This is a genomic window from Chryseobacterium sp. RLHN22 (assembly GCF_051011795.1).
Classification (GTDB): Bacteria; Bacteroidota; Bacteroidia; order Flavobacteriales; family Weeksellaceae; genus Chryseobacterium; species Chryseobacterium zhengzhouense.
The window spans coordinates 268,609-287,554 of the sequence record NZ_JBPCHW010000001.1 but is presented as its reverse complement, the minus strand read 5'-3'; the positions used below and the strand labels follow the sequence as shown (position 1 = coordinate 287,554).

General features: G+C 35.2%; 14 protein-coding genes and 1 pseudogene. 7 read left to right on the top strand and 8 right to left on the bottom strand.

Annotation, left to right across the window (positions count from 1 at the left end):
- The first annotated feature begins 34 nt into the window (after positions 1–34).
- The 7 genes from ACR1PN_RS01220 to ACR1PN_RS01190 all read left to right on the top strand — a co-directional run bounded on the left by ACR1PN_RS01220 (position 35) and on the right by ACR1PN_RS01190 (position 6,501).
- On the top strand, positions 35–826 hold the full coding sequence (locus ACR1PN_RS01220; protein WP_433978531.1) for a fimbrial biogenesis chaperone: 792 nt from the start codon (positions 35–37) through the stop codon (positions 824–826).
- Positions 819–1,844: a hypothetical protein gene (locus ACR1PN_RS01215; RefSeq protein ID WP_433978530.1), complete on the top strand. Its 1,026-nt coding sequence runs from the start codon at positions 819–821 to the stop codon at positions 1,842–1,844. The genes ACR1PN_RS01220 and ACR1PN_RS01215 overlap by 8 nt, the downstream gene beginning before the upstream one ends.
- A gap of 8 nt (positions 1,845–1,852) precedes the next feature.
- Positions 1,853–4,648, top strand: a complete 2,796-nt coding sequence (locus ACR1PN_RS01210) for a COG1470 family protein (RefSeq protein WP_433978529.1) — start codon at positions 1,853–1,855, stop codon at positions 4,646–4,648.
- Between the two features lie 88 nt (positions 4,649–4,736).
- Positions 4,737–5,060, top strand: coding sequence for an ArsR/SmtB family transcription factor (locus ACR1PN_RS01205; protein ID WP_433978528.1), 324 nt, complete (start codon positions 4,737–4,739; stop codon positions 5,058–5,060).
- A 1-nt stretch (position 5,061) separates the two neighbouring features.
- Positions 5,062–5,532 carry an SRPBCC family protein gene (locus ACR1PN_RS01200; RefSeq protein WP_433978527.1) on the top strand — a complete coding sequence of 157 codons (471 nt, stop codon included), beginning with the start codon at positions 5,062–5,064 and terminating at the stop codon, positions 5,530–5,532.
- Position 5,533: 1 nt separating this feature from the next.
- Complete coding sequence (locus ACR1PN_RS01195; protein WP_433978526.1) at positions 5,534–5,920, top strand: DoxX family protein; 387 nt, start codon at positions 5,534–5,536, stop codon at positions 5,918–5,920.
- Positions 5,920–6,501 (top strand): YdeI/OmpD-associated family protein, encoded by a 582-nt coding sequence (locus ACR1PN_RS01190; RefSeq protein ID WP_433978525.1) that lies wholly within the window; start codon positions 5,920–5,922, stop codon positions 6,499–6,501. The genes ACR1PN_RS01195 and ACR1PN_RS01190 overlap by 1 nt, the downstream gene beginning before the upstream one ends.
- A 1-nt stretch (position 6,502) precedes the next feature.
- Here ACR1PN_RS01190 and ACR1PN_RS01185 read toward each other — a convergent pair whose 3' ends face one another.
- From ACR1PN_RS01185 to ccoG, 8 genes and pseudogenes are all read right to left on the bottom strand, one after another.
- Positions 6,503–8,509: an LTA synthase family protein gene (locus ACR1PN_RS01185; protein WP_433978524.1), complete on the bottom strand. Its 2,007-nt coding sequence runs from the start codon at positions 8,507–8,509 to the stop codon at positions 6,503–6,505.
- A gap of 54 nt (positions 8,510–8,563) precedes the next feature.
- Positions 8,564–9,847 carry a sensor histidine kinase gene (locus ACR1PN_RS01180; protein ID WP_433978523.1) on the bottom strand — a complete coding sequence of 428 codons (1,284 nt, stop codon included), beginning with the start codon at positions 9,845–9,847 and terminating at the stop codon, positions 8,564–8,566.
- Between the two features lie 27 nt (positions 9,848–9,874).
- Positions 9,875–10,159, bottom strand: a pseudogene (locus ACR1PN_RS01175) (four helix bundle protein).
- Positions 10,160–10,259: 100 nt separating this feature from the next.
- Positions 10,260–10,937: a response regulator transcription factor gene (locus tag ACR1PN_RS01170; protein ID WP_433978522.1), complete on the bottom strand. Its 678-nt coding sequence runs from the start codon at positions 10,935–10,937 to the stop codon at positions 10,260–10,262.
- A gap of 59 nt (positions 10,938–10,996) precedes the next feature.
- Entirely contained in the window at positions 10,997–12,226 is a 1,230-nt protein-coding gene (locus ACR1PN_RS01165) for an efflux RND transporter periplasmic adaptor subunit (protein WP_433978521.1), read from the bottom strand.
- 2 nt (positions 12,227–12,228) lie between these two features.
- The gene (locus ACR1PN_RS01160; RefSeq protein WP_433978520.1) at positions 12,229–16,593 is read right to left on the bottom strand and encodes a CusA/CzcA family heavy metal efflux RND transporter; all 4,365 of its coding nucleotides are present in this window, start codon (positions 16,591–16,593) and stop codon (positions 12,229–12,231) included.
- 154 nt (positions 16,594–16,747) lie between these two features.
- Positions 16,748–17,080, bottom strand: a complete 333-nt coding sequence (locus tag ACR1PN_RS01155) for a DUF6660 family protein (RefSeq protein ID WP_433978519.1) — start codon at positions 17,078–17,080, stop codon at positions 16,748–16,750.
- Between the two features lie 126 nt (positions 17,081–17,206).
- The gene (ccoG, locus tag ACR1PN_RS01150) at positions 17,207–18,664 is read right to left on the bottom strand and encodes a cytochrome c oxidase accessory protein CcoG (RefSeq protein WP_378173050.1); all 1,458 of its coding nucleotides are present in this window, start codon (positions 18,662–18,664) and stop codon (positions 17,207–17,209) included.
- Positions 18,665–18,946 lie beyond the last annotated feature (282 nt).

Sequence of the window (18,946 nt, the reverse complement as noted above, 5' to 3'; positions counted from 1 at the left end):
TATTTTGTAACACTTTTGTCATAAATTATATTGTATGAAAAAATTTGCTTTTTTACTCTGTTTTTTGATCATTCAAATCAGTGCTCAAACCGGGCTTTCTGTATCTCCGCCACGAGTTTACTTTGAAACAACTCCCGGAAGCAGCAGCACCCAAAAAATTACAGTAACCAACGTAAGTGCGAAGCACACTCTTGATCTTGCAGTAAGTTTAGGAGACTGGGAATATGATGAAAGAGGCGAAAATATAATGCATCCCGCCAATACACTCGAAAATTCTTGTGCCCAGTGGATAACCATTAACAAAGAAGACACCTATTTTACTCTAGCTCCGGGAGAAAGAAAAGACATTAATGTAACACTTACCGCTCCTACTGTTGCAAAAGATAAGCTTGCAGCACATACTGCCTTACTTTTCGTAAGCCAGATGAATCCTGTAGAGGGAACTGACAGCAAAGGCGCAAAACTAAAGGTAAGCGTGAAATCCGGAATTAAAATTTTTCATAAAAAATCAGAAACTACAGCCAGAAAAATTGAAATTCAGGATCTGAAGTTTGATATTGCTAAAAAAATACTGAATCTTCAGTTTAAAAATCATTCTGAATTGTGGATTGACGGTAAAATAAGTACAGACTTCATCAACACAACAACGGGAAAAAAAATATCGATCGACCCTACTGTATTCTATACACTTCCGGGAGACGTTCGAAAACTAAGTATTCCGGTAAATGGTCTTGAAGAAAAAGGAGCATACAATTTATCTGTATTAATCGATTATGGTGATGACAATGTTTTGGAAATGGCTGAACTGAACTTTAATTATGAATAAATACTGGATCCTTATTTTACTCATTTTTAGCGTAACCTTAAATGCACAGGTTTCCGTAAGTTCATGGACTAATTCTTATATGCAGATCAACAATTACAACGGGAATACAAATCCTGATGCATATACCGTTACTTTTGCAGGAAACGGAAATTTTAACCTTCCCCACTGGAGGCTTTCTGCGCGTTTGCAACAAAATATAGTTTCCGAAAACGGGCAATACACCATTCCCGGCAATAAGGTTTCATTCCAGCCAGTTTCAACAACCGGACAAGCCAGCCCGGGACCGATACCTTCTATGGCACAAATAGGTGCGGCATCAAATGTTTTTTTACAGGAAAATGTTGAAGCGTTTTTAGTTCCTCAATCTAACGCACCGATCTATAATAATCCATCGAGCCCGAACGGATATTACAGCTTGTCATTAAAATATGCAATCACATTGATGGGCGGAGCATATCTTGGAAATTATCCTGCATGGACGCGATTCAATGCAACAGTGGAATTTACAGCGTATGATCAATACAATAACGTAATTGGAAGAATACCTCATACATTTCAGTTTCATATTGCAACACTTTCAGGAACACCTCCGGTCACACAGGAAATGTCTATGGTTTTAGACTCGAACGCCTCAAACGGCACTCTTATCTTTGACAGTATGCAGGATTATAATAATGGCAACAGCATTACTTATTCTAATGGTCTTAAGGTAAATACCAATACCAATTTTCAGGTGAAGGTAAGATCTGTACAGAGTAATATGAGCTCACCTCTCGGTTACATCCTTCCTGTATCCGCTATTAAAGTACGATTACAACCCTTATCACAAGGAAATCAGACCATATATCCGGTTACCCTATCAACTTCAAGCCAGATTTTGGCTAAAGGAAATACAACGCAGACAACATCCTACAACTACGACCTGATCTATTATTCTTTAGCTCAGGATCCCGATTTAATTAATGCAAGGCCGGGAGAATATTCTACGACTTTGCAATACGAAATTACGCCTCAATAAATTATCCGATGAGTCTGAACTACAGAAATAAATTTCTGTTTTTTATCTTACTATTAGCGTCTTTTATTAAAATCGACGCACAATTCAGTATGTTTCCTATAACAATGGAGATTGAAGAAGATCATAATATCTCAAAATCAAGACTCATCAACATTGTAATAGCACTTCAAAATAATGGTTCTGATACTTTCACGGGAAAACTCCATACTATCTTACCGCAAGGATATAAAGTAATCTCAGGAACAGATATTCTTGTAAATCTTCAAAAAGGAGAGAAGAAATATATTCCTCTAAGACTGATCGCAGAAACCAATGCAAAAGCCGGAAGCTCTGAGATAAAAATTCAGCTTTTAAACGATTTAGGTGCTATTTTGTCTGAGAAAACTACCAAACACATCATACAAGTAGATAATAATCTGACGATGACCTCACTTTCGCCTATTATTTTCACAACTGCGGATAATGAACCTGTTTCAGTGAAAATCCGAATTACCAACACAGGAAATATAGCTCAGAATATTAGTCTGGTCTGTAAATTTCCTGATCCCGATAAAGGAAGTGTTTTCTTAGAGCAGGAAGCCGAAATTGCAGTGAAGCAAGATTCTGTGTTTACATTTACCTATCAACCGTCTAAAAGTCTATCGGGTACAGCTAATTATATAGTTAACATTTCTGGTTTCAGAAATCCTGAGAAGGAAATTTTTAATACAACCAGCATTACTGTACAGAATATTTCCAGCAAACAGCGTTACCAGGAACCCCAGTACAGCAATATTAATGATCTTTCTAAAAATGAAATCACAACATCCTTCAGAAGAGTCGGGCAAAATCTGAATATGTATCAGATTTACGGAAATGGCGGCTTTAACCTCCCTTCAGGATATCTGTCACTGAGAGCAAATGCTTCTATATTCAACAATCAGGAGCTTCCCATTATCACCAATACCAATATCAGCCTATTTCAGGGAAGCAATGAATATCGTGTAGGCTCAATAAATAAAATGTTCGAAACTACCCTTTCAGGAAGAGGTGCAGAATATATACGCCATTTTGGTACTGATAAAAAAATAGAAATTGCATTTGTAGACCAGAATTTTAACCTGATTGAGAAAAATGCTTTTTTAAATAATGGTTACGGATTTTTCGCAAAAGGAAGTGTGAACACGAATAATGATGACAAAAATGCTTCAGCAGTCTATATTTACAGATACGATCCTTTCGAGAAAGCCAAGCATCATATTTTGGGGTCTGAAGGTAATTATGCATTTAATAAGCAATGGAAGTTTAATGGAAAAATTAATGCAGGATTAAGTTCATACGACGTTCAGGACGTACTGAAACCGTCATTGGCATTGGAAACTAATTATAAAGGATCGATTGATGAGTATGACATCAATGGAAATTATTTCTACAGTTCAGACTATTTCCCTGGTAACCGTAGAGGAAGCACCCAGATACAACAGAATATTTCAAAAAATTTTGGCGATTACAATATTTTTACAAGCTTTAGTTATTCTAATTTTACTCCGAAATTTTATTTTTTCACCCAAAATCAGATTTCCGATAACACAAGATTTGATCTGGGTTTAAAATTTCCCGGCATTCGAAAACTGAATTTTGGTTTGATTTACCAGTATCAAAAAGAATCTTCAAACAGTTTCAATAATTTTTTCGGAAACTGGATGAGTGAAGAAACAAGACAAATCACGGCACACAGGTTAATAGAATCTCTAACGTGGTCTGACAATAAAGCCAGACAATCGGCCGTGATATCCTTAGAAAACGGATTCGTGCAATATCCCCTTCGAGATACTCCCCAGTTTCAGCTTAGACTTAATGCTAATTATAATTTCAGAAAGCTAAATTTTAATGCTATTTATCAGAAAGGAAGCTATTATCTTTCCGAATATGCATTTACATACCGCATCAATAAAGATGAAGATTATAATAAACTTGCATTATCGCTGTTTTATAACGAAAAGTTTTTACAGCAGAAATTAAACATCAGCACCGGAGTTTCGTATGCGGATGACCTTATTTACGGAAAAGCACCTTCTGCTTTCATCAACGCAAAATACAATGCTAAAAAATTCGGAGCTTTTTTCAATTCCTCGTGGTACAATTATTCTGTGGGCAGCTTAACAAACAATATTCTGACATTGGAAGTCGGGATAACAATAAATCTTAAAAAGGCTGTACTCGATCCCGGAAAAAAAGGAAAAATTCAAATTTTTACTTTTTATGATGAGAATAACAATAACATTTACGATCCCGGAGAAAAAGCTGCGAATGATTATATTGTAAACATTAATAATGTTGTACTTAAAACTGACGCCTTGGGAACTGCCCTTTATAAAGATGTTCCTTTCGGAAATTTTGAATTAAAACAATTGATACAGCAAGGATGGTATTATGATGAACAGAAGTTGGATTTGGATAAATACAATTATCCGCTTCAAATTCCGCTTCACCAAAACGGAACAATGACCGGAAAGTTATTTCTGGATTACAATGCTTCAACATCATTGGAATTTGACATTAAAACCTCATCCATTTATTTTAATATTCTCAAAAACAATCAGCTTATTGAAAGGTTCAGTGCGGATGATGAAGGAAAATTCACATCATTTTTACCTACCGGTGAATACACTGTCATCATTGATGAAGCTTCTCTTCCGACAAATGTTTATTGCGAGCAAAAAGTAAGAGAAGTTAACATTACAGCCGGAGAAATAACAAAAGTCCCTGATTTTATTCTTAAAGTAAAAGAGAAAAGAGTAAATAAGAAAACATTCAGCAACTAATTTAATTTTTAAATTTCACTAAAAAAATTCATTAAAAATTTGCGTAGCTAAATAACTACATATAAATTTGTAGTCAAATGACTTCATAATGAATTTGAGAAGAGATGTATTTCAGGCAATCGCAGATCCTACCCGAAGAGCAATTCTTCTTTTGGTAGCTACCCAGTCTATGACTGCAGGTGCAATTGCATCCAATTTCGATACTGCAAGACCCACTGTTTCAAAGCATTTGCAGATTCTTACGGAATGTGAGCTTTTGTCTTCCAAGCAAAACGGAAGAGAGATTATTTATCACCTCAATCCGAAAAAAATGAAAGAAATTGCCGATTTCATAGAACCTTTCCGACAGATGTGGGATGAAAGGTTTAATAAACTGGAATCAATCATGAAAAACTATAAAAACAAAGATTAATATGGAACTGAAAACAAAAATTAAAGCAGAAGAAAACGCACAGGAACTCTTCATTACAAGAGAATTTGATCTTCCTCTGGAATTACTGTTTAAAGCGTATGAAGATGCTGAAATCGTAGAGCAATGGATGGGAACAAAAGTAATCAGGCTCGAAAATCGAAAACACGGGAGCTGGAGATTTGAAACTTCTCACGATGGTCAGGTGGTATTTTCCGCAAACGGTGTTATTCTTGAATTTGTTCCCAATAAAAAGATTACCCGAACTTTTGAAATGGAAAACAGTTCGTTTCCCGTACAGCTTGAGTTTCTCACTTTCGAATCAGTACAAGAAAATAAAAGCAAACTCACGATTCAGCAAATTTTTAAATCTGTCGACTACAGAAACCAGCTTTTGAAAATGCCTTTTGCAAAAGGACTAAGCATGGCTCATGACAGACTTCAGGAAATTGCCAATCCATTAAAACAAAATTAAAATGCAGAAAAGAAATAAAATTATTTATTGGGTCTTAACGATATTTTTATCGATAGGAATGTTGGCCGGAGGCGTTCAGCAAATGCTACAAATTGGCGGTTACAACGAAATTATAACTAAATTGCATTATCCGTTATACCTTTTAACGATTTTAGGAATCTGGAAAATATTGGGTGTCATTGCCATTCTGATTCCTAAATTTCCTTTATTGAAAGAATGGGCCTATGCCGGGTTTTTCTTTGTCATGTCGGGAGCTGCAATTTCACATCTGGCCGTAGGACAGAATTTTGCAGAGGCAATTCCATCGCTAATATTATTAACCGTAACCGTTTTGTCCTGGTATTTCAGACCTTCAAACAGAAAATTAACTTCTAAAAATGATTTATAATGAACAAAGAAGCACAATTATTTTTCGAAAAAGCAAAGAAATGGAAAGAAGAATTTCTACTCTTGCGAGAAATCGTTTCTGAAAACAAATCGCTGGAAGAAGATTACAAATGGATGCATCCCTGTTATACTTTTGAAGGGAAAAACGTAGTTCTTATTCATGGTTTTAAAGAATATTGTGCGCTTCTTTTTCATAAAGGCGTTTTAATAAATGATCCTGAAAATATTTTAATACAGCAAACCGAAAATGTGCAATCCGCAAGACAACTGAGATTTACCAATATTCAACAGATTATTAATCTTAGATCAGTTATCAAAAAATATATTAAAGAAGCGGTAGAAATTGAAAAATCAGGAAAGAAAGTAGAACTGAAAACAGTTTCAGACTACCCTGTTCCATCTGAATTTCAAACCGCATTAGATGAAGATAAAAATTTGAATGATGCATTTTATTCTCTGACTCCCGGAAGACAGAAAGCTTATCTTTTTTATTTTAATCAGGCCAAACAAGCCAAAACCAGAGAATCAAGAATTGAAAAATATTATCAGAAAATTTTAGACGGGAAAGGTATTGACGACTGATTTATTTATTTCTTGCTAAAAGGACTTTATTATTTTTCATCTTTCCATTTTTAAATCTCGTACTTGCCGTCTGATAATAAGAAATGGTTTCGGAAACCAAAAGCTTGTTTTTATTTTTCAATTCTGATAAAGACTGATCGTTTCCGGAAACACTGAATTGTTTTACTCTTTTTCTGTCGTCAATCTGGGTGAAAATGTTCGATTTTAACATTCCCAAAGTGCGGTAATTTCCGAGGAAAGCTCTCTCATCTCTTACTTTTGTCTTATTGATGTCTTTTCCATACAAAGAAGAGCTATAATTCCAGCCTAAATACCCGAATAAAGTCGGCATCAGATCAATCTGAGAAGTCAATCGGTCGATTTTGTCAGGTGAATGATTAAGGTTATAAATAATGGCAGGAATGTGATGTTTTGCAATATTAATTTCCCATTTTCCGGCGCTGCTTGCACAATGGTCGGCAACAATTACAAAAACAGTATTTTTAAACCACGGTTTCGATTTTGCTTCGGCAATAAATTTTCCCAAAGCATAATCTGTATATTTCACTGCGCCATTTCTGTCTCCCTGTGGAAGATTTATTTTGCCATCCGGAAAAGTATAAGGTTTGTGATTGGAAGTTGTCATGACAAACTCAAAGAAAGGTTTTTCTTTTCTATAATTCAAATCTGCATATTTTATCGATTGTTTGTACAAATCTTCGTCACAGATTCCCCATGCATTTTCAAAACTTACTTCATTGTCTTTTATAGGGAATCTCGAAGTTTTTATTTGATCTGATAACGGATTTCCACGGTCTCTGTCGACAATATCAAAACCCTGTCCGCCAAAAAAGTTATTCATATTGTCGAAATATCCGTCTCCACCGTAAATAAAATACGGGTGATAATTTTTAGATTTAATAATAGTGGAAATCGAAAACAAATTTTCGTTATCCGGTCTTCTCACAATGCTGTTTCCGGGAGTTGGGGGAACACATAAAGTCAAAGCTTCCATTCCGCGGACTGTTCGGGTTCCGGTTGCATATAAATTCGTAAAAAATATGCTCTCTTTTGACAATTGGTCATAGTTTGGCGTAAGATGATCTCTATTCCCGAATTCTGAAAGAAAATCGGCACTGAAACTTTCAATAGCAATTAAAATAATGTTTGGTTTCTGCTCGTGATCTCCGCTTGTAAACCTTGAAATATCATCGTAACTATTAGTTCTAAATTTTTGATTTTCCTGCAAAAGATTTTTTTTGAGAATTGAATACGCTTCTTTTTCCTGAAGTTTAGGGTAGAATGTTTCATAGTCTAATTCGTTTGACCTGAATGCAGAAACAAAAGAAAAAGCCCCGTTTTTCCCCAGTTCATTAACAACCATATTATTACTAAAATCTGCCTGCTTATTTTTCATTATCAGACCTAAACCAACTGAAATCAGCAATAAAGGAAACAAAATGATAAGACGTCCTGAAACAGATACTTTATCTGAAAAAGTATGCTTGAAAATCTTTATTTTTTTAAACAGAACAAAAGTAAGCGCAATCAAAGCTATCAAAACAATACCAATCAAAGGCAATGGATAAGATTCGTTGATATTTTCAACGACTTCATAAGTATAAATAAGATAATCAACCGCAATAAAATTGAATCTCACACCAAATTCATCCCAAAACGGAATTTCAGCCAGTAAGCTAAAATAAATAATGATGAAAATGAGTGTTAAATAAAAGTAAGTGAAACCTTTGTCGAAAAGAGAACCAATCCATTTTTTAGGAATAATCAAAAGATACAAAACATATAAAAACAGAAGTAAAGTTCCGATGGTAAAATCATAAATAAATCCCGTAAAAAATGCTCTTAGAATATAAATTAAATTAAAGTCTACATCTTTTGAAGACCAAATCAGAAAAGAAATCCGAATGAGAAATGAGAACAAGATATATAAACTTAAGACGCTAAAAAGTGCAGAAAATCTTGTTCTGTAAAGGTTTTTAATGAAAGCTGACAGTTTCTTGAACATCATCACAATAATTTGTAACGACAAGATTACGTTTCAATTTTGAAGAAATTTTGAATTTTAGAACTTCACAGAGAAAATATGAAAATCATTTTCGAAAGCATATTCTATTTCCCAATGCTGAAATCTACAGATTTCTTTGATAATCGCCAAACCCAAACCACTACCGTTATGATCTGAAGAAAACCTGGAAAATCTTTTAAAAAGCAAATCAGAATTTAAAGCTTGAGTTCCGGAATTGCATACTTTAAACGATTTGTTATTCAATTCAATCTTAATTGTTCCAGAATTCGTAGTATGGCGAATCGCATTAATAAGGAGATTATTAATTAAAACTTCCGTTAAAGCCAAATTCCCGAACGCTCTTACATTTGAATGGATTGTACTTGTAACCGAAATATTTTTCTGCTGAAAATGCTCCTGAATTGCCTCAAAACATTGCATGAGAAGTTCATCCAATTGCATATCAGAGTTTTCAAACTGGTTGTTTTCAATTTTAGCTAACAACAATAAGTTCTTATTGATTCTCGAACTTCTTGTTAAAGCACGGTTCATTTCTTCGGCGATTTCGTACTGCTTTTCAGTTAAGTCTTTGCTTTGCAGTAAAATATCAAGCTTATTTTTTAAAATGGCTAAAGGAGTTTGCAATTCATGCGAGGCGTTTTCGGTAAATTCCTTTTGTGTAGCATAAACAGAAACACTGTGATCAATCAGTTTTCGTAAAGAATCGTTTAAATCTTCAAATTCTTTGGTATCGGTTTTCAGAAAATCAATTTTATCCTGATTATTAAGGTTAAATTTTTGCAATTTCTCTAAAGTGTCCCGGAAAGGTTTCCAAATCGTTCTGGATAATCTTCTGTTTAAAATAAACAATCCGGTCACAATCAGAATGAAGAAAAAGCCTGTAATCAAACCTATAATCATTACGGTACCTTCAGTTTCTTCGATGTTGGTCTCAATCGTAAAAAGATAAGGAACGTTTTTAATATAAACTACTTTCCGAAGACATCTGTAACGTTCGATTTTTTTATCTGCAGAGAAAGGCTTGTATTTTTCTACGGTAAAAACAGAATCCGGTTTGATCTGATTAGCAGAGATTTTTTCAATATTTGTTCCCGGCTGAATCTTATTCCAAAGTGCAATATTCTGTTCAACTTCGTCATCGCCGATATGAGCTTTGTTGAATTCATACGACGTTTTTTCGGCAACAATTGTATTATGCTCATCCAGTTCTTCCTGCCAGATAAAATCCACCACAAAATAATATACGGGAATACTGATTATCAAGACAATCAGCACGTAAATAATAAATGGTTTTGTGGTTTTATTTAATAATGGTTTCACTAAAAATTATGAGTTATGAATTATAAATTATGAGTTTTTTAATTTGGTTGTAATAATGGAACTTCGAATCATTTTTAAAATTTCCAACGCATCATGACGAATGTTTTCATATTCTGTAGGTAACAAAAATTCAGTTTTAATTAAAAGTTCAATCCAATGGATAAATTCGTCACATTCTTTTTGAGCAAATGCAAGTTTGTGAGCGAAGTCTGCTTTACTTTAGGTATTTTGTGCTTCCCGAATTAATGCGCCAACCACTGCTCCACTTCTTAATAATTGCTTACTAAGTACAAACTCTTTTTTGTCAGCAATAAGATATTTGTAGAGTTTTACAATCCTGATTGCAAAATTAAACTCTTATCTTTCAAAATATTCTTCTTATCACTCATAATTCATCATTTATAATTTATAACTAAATGACCTCCCATTTATAACCTGTTCCGTAAACGGTTTTCAAATAATGATCGCAACCCGCATCGTACAGCTTTTTCTTTAGATTTTTTACGTGAGCATATACAAAATCATGATTATCGAGCATATCTGCAAAATCTCCGGAAAGATGTTCAGCCAGAGTACTTTTTGAGATAACCTTATTTTTATTCCCGATGAAATAAATCAAGAGGTCAAATTCTTTTTTGGTTAATACAATTTCCTTGTTATTAATCGTTACTTTCTTCGACAACAAATCGATCTGCAGCTCATTATTTAATATTTTATTCGAATTATCAAATTGCTTTCTCCGAATAATTGAAAAAACCCTTGCCATCAATTCAGAAAGATGGAAGGGTTTTGTAAGATAATCATCGGCGCCCATCTTAAGCCCTTTTACACGGTCGTCAACTGCATTTTTAGCAGAAACAATGATAACACCATCCTGTTTATTTTGTCTTTTCAGTTCTTCTAAAATATTCAAACCGTTTCCATCAGGAAGCATGATGTCCAGAATGATACAATCGTACTGATATGTATTGATTTTATTTATCGCCTCATGAAAAGTAGTGGCAAATTCGCAGAGATAATTTTCTTCCGACAAATATTCAGAAATGCTTTTGGCAAGGTCTTTTTCGTCTTCTATGATTAAAACTTTCATGCTGCGAATTTATATTTCGAATTTAGAATAAATTTAGAATTTTAATCTTGAAATACCAATTAATGTGCGTGCTCACCTGAATTAGCCAGTTTTGCATTCACAAAAAATGCTCCTTTCACCACAATTTTTGCATTTGGAGCAATTGGTGTAACTGGAGTTATCGCTGTGTAACCCATATCAGAAGAACCTTTTACGATTTCAATTTTTTCGAAATTTGTTGTTTGAGATTCTTCTTTGCCTTTATTATTTTCTTCGTGATGTTCCTCAGCTTTTTTATTCGTCTGAACAAAAACATAATATTTTCCATCAGCTTCCACAATCGCTTCATCGGGAATTGCCGGAGTTGTACTTTTATCAAGGCTTACAATCCCTGTAATGTTCATTCCGTCAATCAGACCTGTTTTATTTCCGGTAACATTGGCGTGAACAGAAATTGTTTTGCTTTCATTCTCAAAGGATGAACCGATGCTGTAAATTTTTGCATCATATTCCGTTTCTGGATTATTCGTGAGTTTAAAATGAACGACTTGTCCGACTTTCATTTTTGGTAAGTCTTTCTCAAAAACCTGCAGATCAAGATGAATCGATTGGTTATCAATAACATCCAAAACCGGCGATGAAACATCCACATAACTTCCAATCTGCGCATTAATATTGCTTATTGTACCGCTAATCGGTGAAGTAATGACCAATCCTGAACGTAAATTTCCATTAGCAACTTTCCCCGGACTGATTCCCATCAGCTGCAACTGTCTTTGCAGAGAAGCTCTTTGCGTTCTCAGGCTTTTCAGCTCTGCATCGGCACTTTGAAGATTTTTTTTCGCTCCGGCATCATTGTCAAACAATTCTTTCTGTCTTCGGAATTCCTGCTCAGCAAAAGAAATTCTGCTGTTTACCGTCAAATATTGCTCCTGAATCTGAAGGTATTCAGGATTACTGATCGTCGCCAAAACCTGACCTTTTCTTACAAAATCTCCTATCTGAACTTTAATGGTCTGAATAACTCCGCCATACAAAGACGTCACGGTTGCTTTTTTGTTGTTGGGAACCCTTAATAAACCGTTGGCTTTGATGGTTGAAGTCAGTTCTTTCATTTCGACAGTTCCCAAAGTCACACCTACAGATTTCATTTGTTCTTCGGTTAATTCAGCAATGATTTTTGGAGCTTCGTCGTGATTTTCTTCCGATTTCTCGGTTTTAATTTCACTTTTTTCTTCCTTTTTTTTTCCACAACTTACAGCGAAAAGTGAAATGAATATGAATGAAATGATTTTATATTTAATTTGCATTTTTATTGATTTATGATTGAATTAATGACAATAACAGATTCGTTTACCTGCTGAATCGATTCCAGATATTTTAATTGAATATTGGTTGCCGTCTGTAAAGCGAAAAGATATTCCACATAAGAGATTTCTCCTGTTTTGTATCCCAGCTGTCCGGCTTTTGTAATTTTTTCAGCATTAGGAATTGCCTGATTTACGTAATATTCATACTGTTTTACGTTTTGCTGATATTGGTTCAAAGCATTTTCCAATTGTGCTTCTAATTGTTTTTGCTGGAATTTCGCATTTGATTCCGCCATCTGTTTCTGATAATCAAAAGACTGCATTCTCGCCTTTGTTGCTCCAAAGGTCAAAGGAATCGAGACACCGATTGTCGCCGAATGAAAACGGTTTCCGCTATTGAAATACTGTTCCATTCCATTCACATTCTGAAAGCCAATCAACGATTGATTGGTGTAACCGATTGTGAATTCAGGAAGTCCCTGCGATTTTTCGACATTTTTATTCTTTTCCGCAATTTCCATTTCCTGATAAAAAGCTTTCACCAAAGGATGTTTCGCAATTGTCGAACTGTCTAAAACGTAATCAGCTTTTAAGGGTTGATAATTTTGGTCAGACGGAACCGCAATATCTTCTGAGGTGTTTAAAACTGCTTTTAAATTTTTGTAAGCATTTGCCAGATATACTTCATTTTGCTTCAACAATAAATTGATCTCGCCTTTTTGAGTTTCAGCAGTATTAATTTCAATTTTCTTAATATCTCCCGCTTTAAATCTTACCGTTGCAATCCGGATAAAATCATTGTACAAACTGTCTAAATTTTTCAGTTTTGATTGGTTGTATTGCAGATATTCAATCTGATAATAATAGGTTCTGACTTGTTTTGCCAATTCATTTACCGAAATCTCCTTGTTGATTTGCTTTCCTTTGATTTGTTCATTAATCAATTCTTTTCTTGCTTTAAACAAAGTAGGAAACGGAATCGTCTGAGAAATCGCAAACGACTGATCGAATTTTCTCGAATTGTATTGTCCCAGTTGTGCATCAACATTCATTTTCGGAAGTTCTTTTGATGTCGGTTTCAAAGCTTCAGATGATTGAATATCTAAATCTTTCGATTTCATTAAATAACTGTTTTCCAAAGCCATCTTAGTTGCCTGTTGTACCGTCAAAGGATCTCCCTGCTGTGCACTAAAAGTCTGTCCAAAAAATAAAAATCCCAAAATAATTGCTGTTGTAATCGTTTTAGAGTTAAAAATTTTGAAATTAATTTTAGAATTAAAAATAATGTACAACATCGGTAAAACAAACAAAGTAAGAAAAGTTGCCGTCACTAACCCGCCAATGACAACGGTTGCTAAAGGCTTCTGAACTTCAGCACCTGCTCCCGTAGAAATTGCCATCGGTAAAAAGCCTAAAGAAGCTACCGTTGCTGTCATTAAAACCGGTCTTAATCGGGTTTTTGTTCCTTCCACTACTCGTTTCAGAATATCGGTTTCACCTTCTTTTTCAAGTTGGTTGAAAGTTCCAATCAACACAATTCCGTTTAAAACAGCAACCCCAAATAAAGCAATAAACCCTATTCCCGCACTGATGCTGAACGGCATATCTCTAAGTAGCAAAGCGAAAACACCACCAATTGCACTCATTGGAATGGCCGTAAAAATCAATGCTGCCTGTTTGAACGAATGGAATGTGAAATATAGCAGCAGGAAAATCAACAACAAAGAAATCGGAACGGCAATCATCAATCTTTCGCTTGCGGCCTGTAAATTCTCAAACTGACCACCATAGGTGAAATAATATCCGGAAGGCAACCTGACCTTTTCATCTAATTTTTGCTGAATTTCCTCAACAACACTTTGCACATCACGGTCTTTTACGTTAAAACCAATCACAATTCTGCGTTTCCCCGCTTCACGGCTGATTTGCGCAGGACCGAGTTTATAACTGATATTTGCCACCTGAGAAAGAGGAATCTGTGCGCCGGAATTCGTGGCAATCATCAGGTTATTGACATCATCAATATTAGTTCGGTTCAGACTGTCGAGACGTACAACCAAATCGAACCGTCTTTCATTTTCAAAAACCTGACCCGCAGATTTCCCTGCAAAAGCAGTACTTACCGCGTTATTCACATCTTCGATATTCAAACCATAATTCGCCATTCTGGTTCTGTCATATTCCACATTAATTTGTGGAAGTCCGCTTATACGTTCGATTTGTGGCGAAGTCGCTCCTTTTACTGATTGAATGACTTTAGCGGTTTTGTCCGCATAAATTCCTAAAGAATCTAAATTTTCGCCAAAAATTTTCACGGCAACATCCTGTCGAATTCCGGTCATTAATTCATTAAAACGCATTTGGATTGGCTGATTTTTCTCAAAGAAAACTCCCGGAATATTTTCTAATTTTTCTGAAATCTCATCGGCTAATTCTTCATAGGATTTTTTTGTCTTCCAATCTTTCTGAGGTTTTAAAACGACAATCAGGTCAGATGCTTCAGGCGGCATCGGGTCGGTCGGAACTTCTGCTGCTCCGGTTTTTCCGACCACCATTTTAACCTCATCAAACTGTTTAATAATTCTTGACGCCTGCATTGAGGTTTCAATACTTTGGCTAAGTGAACTTCCTGGTGGAAGAATGCAGTGAAAAGCATAATCACCTTCCTGCAACTGCGGAATAAATTCGCCTCCCATATTTTTAAAAAGCAAAAGACAAATGGCAAATAGTGTAACCGTAATTCCTACAAACCAATATTTTATCTTTAAAGATCTTTCGAGTAAAGGCTGATAAATTTTCTGGAGCCTATTCATCATTTTATCTGAAAAAGTTACTTCGTTCATTGGCTTTTTAGACAAAAACAATGCGCTCATCATCGGGATATAGGTCAATGACAAAATCAATGCTCCCAAAATGGCAAATCCTACTGTTTTTGCCATGGGTGTGAACATTTTTCCTTCAACACCAACCAAAGTTAAAATTGGAATGTAAACAATTAAGATGATGATTTCTCCGAAAGCAGCACTGCTTCTAATTTTCGATGCAGAAAGAAAAACCTCTTCATCCATTTCAGATTGGGTAAGGATTGTATTGGTTTTTCTTAACCCTAAATGATGCAAAGTTGCCTCAACAATAATTACGGCTCCATCGACAATCAAACCAAAATCAATAGCTCCTAAGCTCATTAAATTGGCACTTACTCCAAAAACATTCATCATTCCTAAAGCGAATAATAATGAAAGTGGAATGGCTGATGCGACAATCAATCCCGCTCTTAAATTTCCAAGAAAAAGGACAAGGACAAAAATGACGATTAATGCTCCTTCAATTAAGTTTTTTTCAACTGTATTGATTGCTCTTCCGACCAAATCTGTTCGGTCTAAAAACGGCTCAATCACGACATCTGCCGGAAGCGATTTCTGAATGGTTGGGATTTTATCTTTTATACTCTTTACAACTTCATTACTGTTTGCTCCTTTCAGCATCATTACAACACCTCCAACGGCGTCAACTTCACCATTATATGTCAAAGCTCCGTAACGGACAGCGTGACCAAGCCCCACATTGGCAACATCTTTTATAAAAATAGGGACGCTTCCTGTTTCATTTTTTACGGCAATATTTTTAATGTCTTCAATCGAGGTTACAATCCCGATTCCACGAATAAAATAAGCGTTAGGTTTTTTATCAATATAAGCACCGCCCGTATTTTGATTATTCTTTTCTAAAGCCGTAAAAATATCAGTAATACTGATTCCCATTGCTTTCAGACGGTTCGGGTTAATCGCAACTTCATATTGTTTTAACTCCCCGCCAAAACTGTTGATTTCTGCAACGCCGGGTGTTCCGTTAAGCTGTCTTCGGACAATCCAGTCCTGCATTGTCCGAAGGTCTTTACTGCTGTATTTTTTTTCGCTTCCTTTTTTGGGATGGAGAATGTATTGATAAACCTCGCCCAAACCAGTGCTCACAGGCGCCATTTCAGGAGTTCCGACCCCTTTTGGAATTTCTTCGGAAGCCTGTTTTAATTGCTCGCTGATTAACTGACGGGCAAAATAAATATTAACATCTTCTTTAAAGACAACGGTAATAACAGACAGTCCGAATCGTGAAATACTTCTGGTTTCCTCAATATCCGGAACGTTGGCAATACTTTGTTCGATGGGAAATGTGACTAACTGTTCCACTTCCTGTCCGGCAAGAGTTGGACAGACGGTAATAATCTGCACCTGATTGTTTGTGATATCAGGCACGGCATCAATCGGTAGTTTGGTGGCACTCCAGGTCCCCCAAATGACCAGCATCAAGGTCATTATCCCAATGATAATTTTATTCCTGATGCTAAATCGTATGATATTATTTAACATTGAATTTAATTTTTATTGAATGTCACAATTATTTTATCTCAAAAAAGATGAATAATGAACGACAAAAATGAACGGAAATACGTTGCAATGGTATTGCAAAGCTTCCACGACAAATGGATGAAAGACACAGGTCTCCCATCAAATCAATAAAAAATTAAATTTTAGGAGGTTGCCAAATCCGGTTGTACACCAAATAAGCAAAATCGTTTTTCTGAAAATGAATTTTCTTTGAGAAATATTCAGTTGTCTTTTGAGGGGTAGACAGTAAAGAATCCATTTTAAAAGAAGCAACCGTTATCTGACAACAGTTACAGGTACACAACGGAGAACAGATATCTCCCTGGTCTTTGGAGTGATTATCGTCTGAATTGATTAAAACACCGTAAGATTCTTTAGAATTATCCGGAGACTGCGCATGAACGTCATTACAAGGCACTACAGAAAGTACGATGAAATAGATTGTTAGTAGCAGTTTTAGAAAATTCATCTGACAAATGTAGAAATTTTTTTATAAGAAAAAATTATTCATCATACATTTATGTCAAAAAACTTTAAGCAAAATCTTTAATACTTCAGAAGATAATCGTTCACTTTAATTTATTTCAAGTCAAAATTAAGGTATCTGCAATTTAAACGGTCCTTCAAAATATGTCTGATAAGAATCGATTAGCTTTCCTTTCATGTCGTAAACTCCAATCGTGATATTTTGTTTAGACAAATTCATTTCAGATTCCGGGAAACTGATGTTGATGGTTCCTTTTGAAATTTTGTCACGATCCACCGTAATTTTACTTGTCAAACTGTAATTGATTTCCGCATGGGCAGGTTCTATCACTTTGATGCTCACTACTTTTTTCTCGTTGGTTTTATTTAAAAAAGTATAATTGTACGTATTTGTAATTTTTCCGTCTCTTACGAAGAAGGTACTTCCTGCAGGCTTGATGAACTTGGCTTCCATTTCACCACGATTATAAAGCAAAAATCCTAAAAATCCTACCAGTAAAACCAAAATCACAGCAAATCCTTTCATTCTTCCGGTAAATTTATACGGAGCTCCGGTTTCGATTTCTTTTTCTGATGCATAACGGATTAAGCCTTTCGGAAGGCCTACTTTTTCCATCACTTCGTCACAAGCATCGATACAAGCGGTGCAGTTTACGCACTCCAATTGTTGCCCGTCTCTGATGTCAATTCCGGTCGGGCAAACCACAACGCACTGATAACAATCGATACAATCTCCTTTCCCAGCCAGTTTTCTGTCTTCATTATTTCTCCATTTAGAGCGGTTTTCACCTCTTTTAAAATCATAAAAAACATTGATGGTTTCTTTATCGATTAAAACGCCCTGCAATCTTCCATACGGACAAACCAATGTACAAACCTGCTCTCTGAACCACGCAAACACAAAGTAAAATGCCGCAGTGAAAAGAATCATCACAATAAAATTGGTAAGCTTGGCGAACGGACCTTGTGAAATAATATTAAAAACTTCTTCATATCCAACGATATACATGAACATGAAATGGGTAATAATCAATGAAATCACGATGTAAACCGACCATTTTAAACCTCTTTTCCATATTTTTTCAGAATTCCATTCCTGTCGGTCGAGTCTCATCTGTTTGTTTCGGTCGCCTTCAATCCAATATTCTATCTTACGGAAAACAGATTCCATAAAAATAGTCTGCGGACAAATCCAGCCACAAAAAATTCTTCCGAAAGCAATGGTAAAAACAATAATGAAAATAAGCGAAGCAATCGCTCCCAAAGTAAGAATAAAAAAGTCCTGCGGATAAAAAGGCTGTCCCGCAATAAAATACTCGCCATCAATGACGTTAAACCTAAAAAAAGGATTTCCGTTAATTTTAATAAATGGTATCGCAAAATAAATGATGAGCAATAAATAACTTACGAGCTCTCTTTTGTTGGTGTATTTTCCTTTGGGTTTCCTCGGAAAAACCCATTTCCTTTTACCGGATTGCTCCATTGTACCAATAGAATCTCTGTAAGTCTCGGGATATAAAACCTGCCCTTGTCCGCCACGTGCGATTTGTTCGTCTACTTTTGACATTTATTTTTCAGTTTTCAAATTTTATGGATGTTACTTTTTAATACTCATTGAACAGAATTCCATCAATTCTTACTTTCCTGTCTAAGAAAATTTTTAACAATTAATTTTAAAATTCCGATAAAGAGATAAGAATAAAAGAAAACTCGCTGTTCATAGCCAATTTTTTGTACTTCCATATTTCATTTTTCTAAAAGAAATTCTCATATTTATGCTCTTATATTTTTTAGATTGAAACTTAAAAAAGCTTTAAAATAAAAGGTCTCTTATTAATTTTAAAAAGAA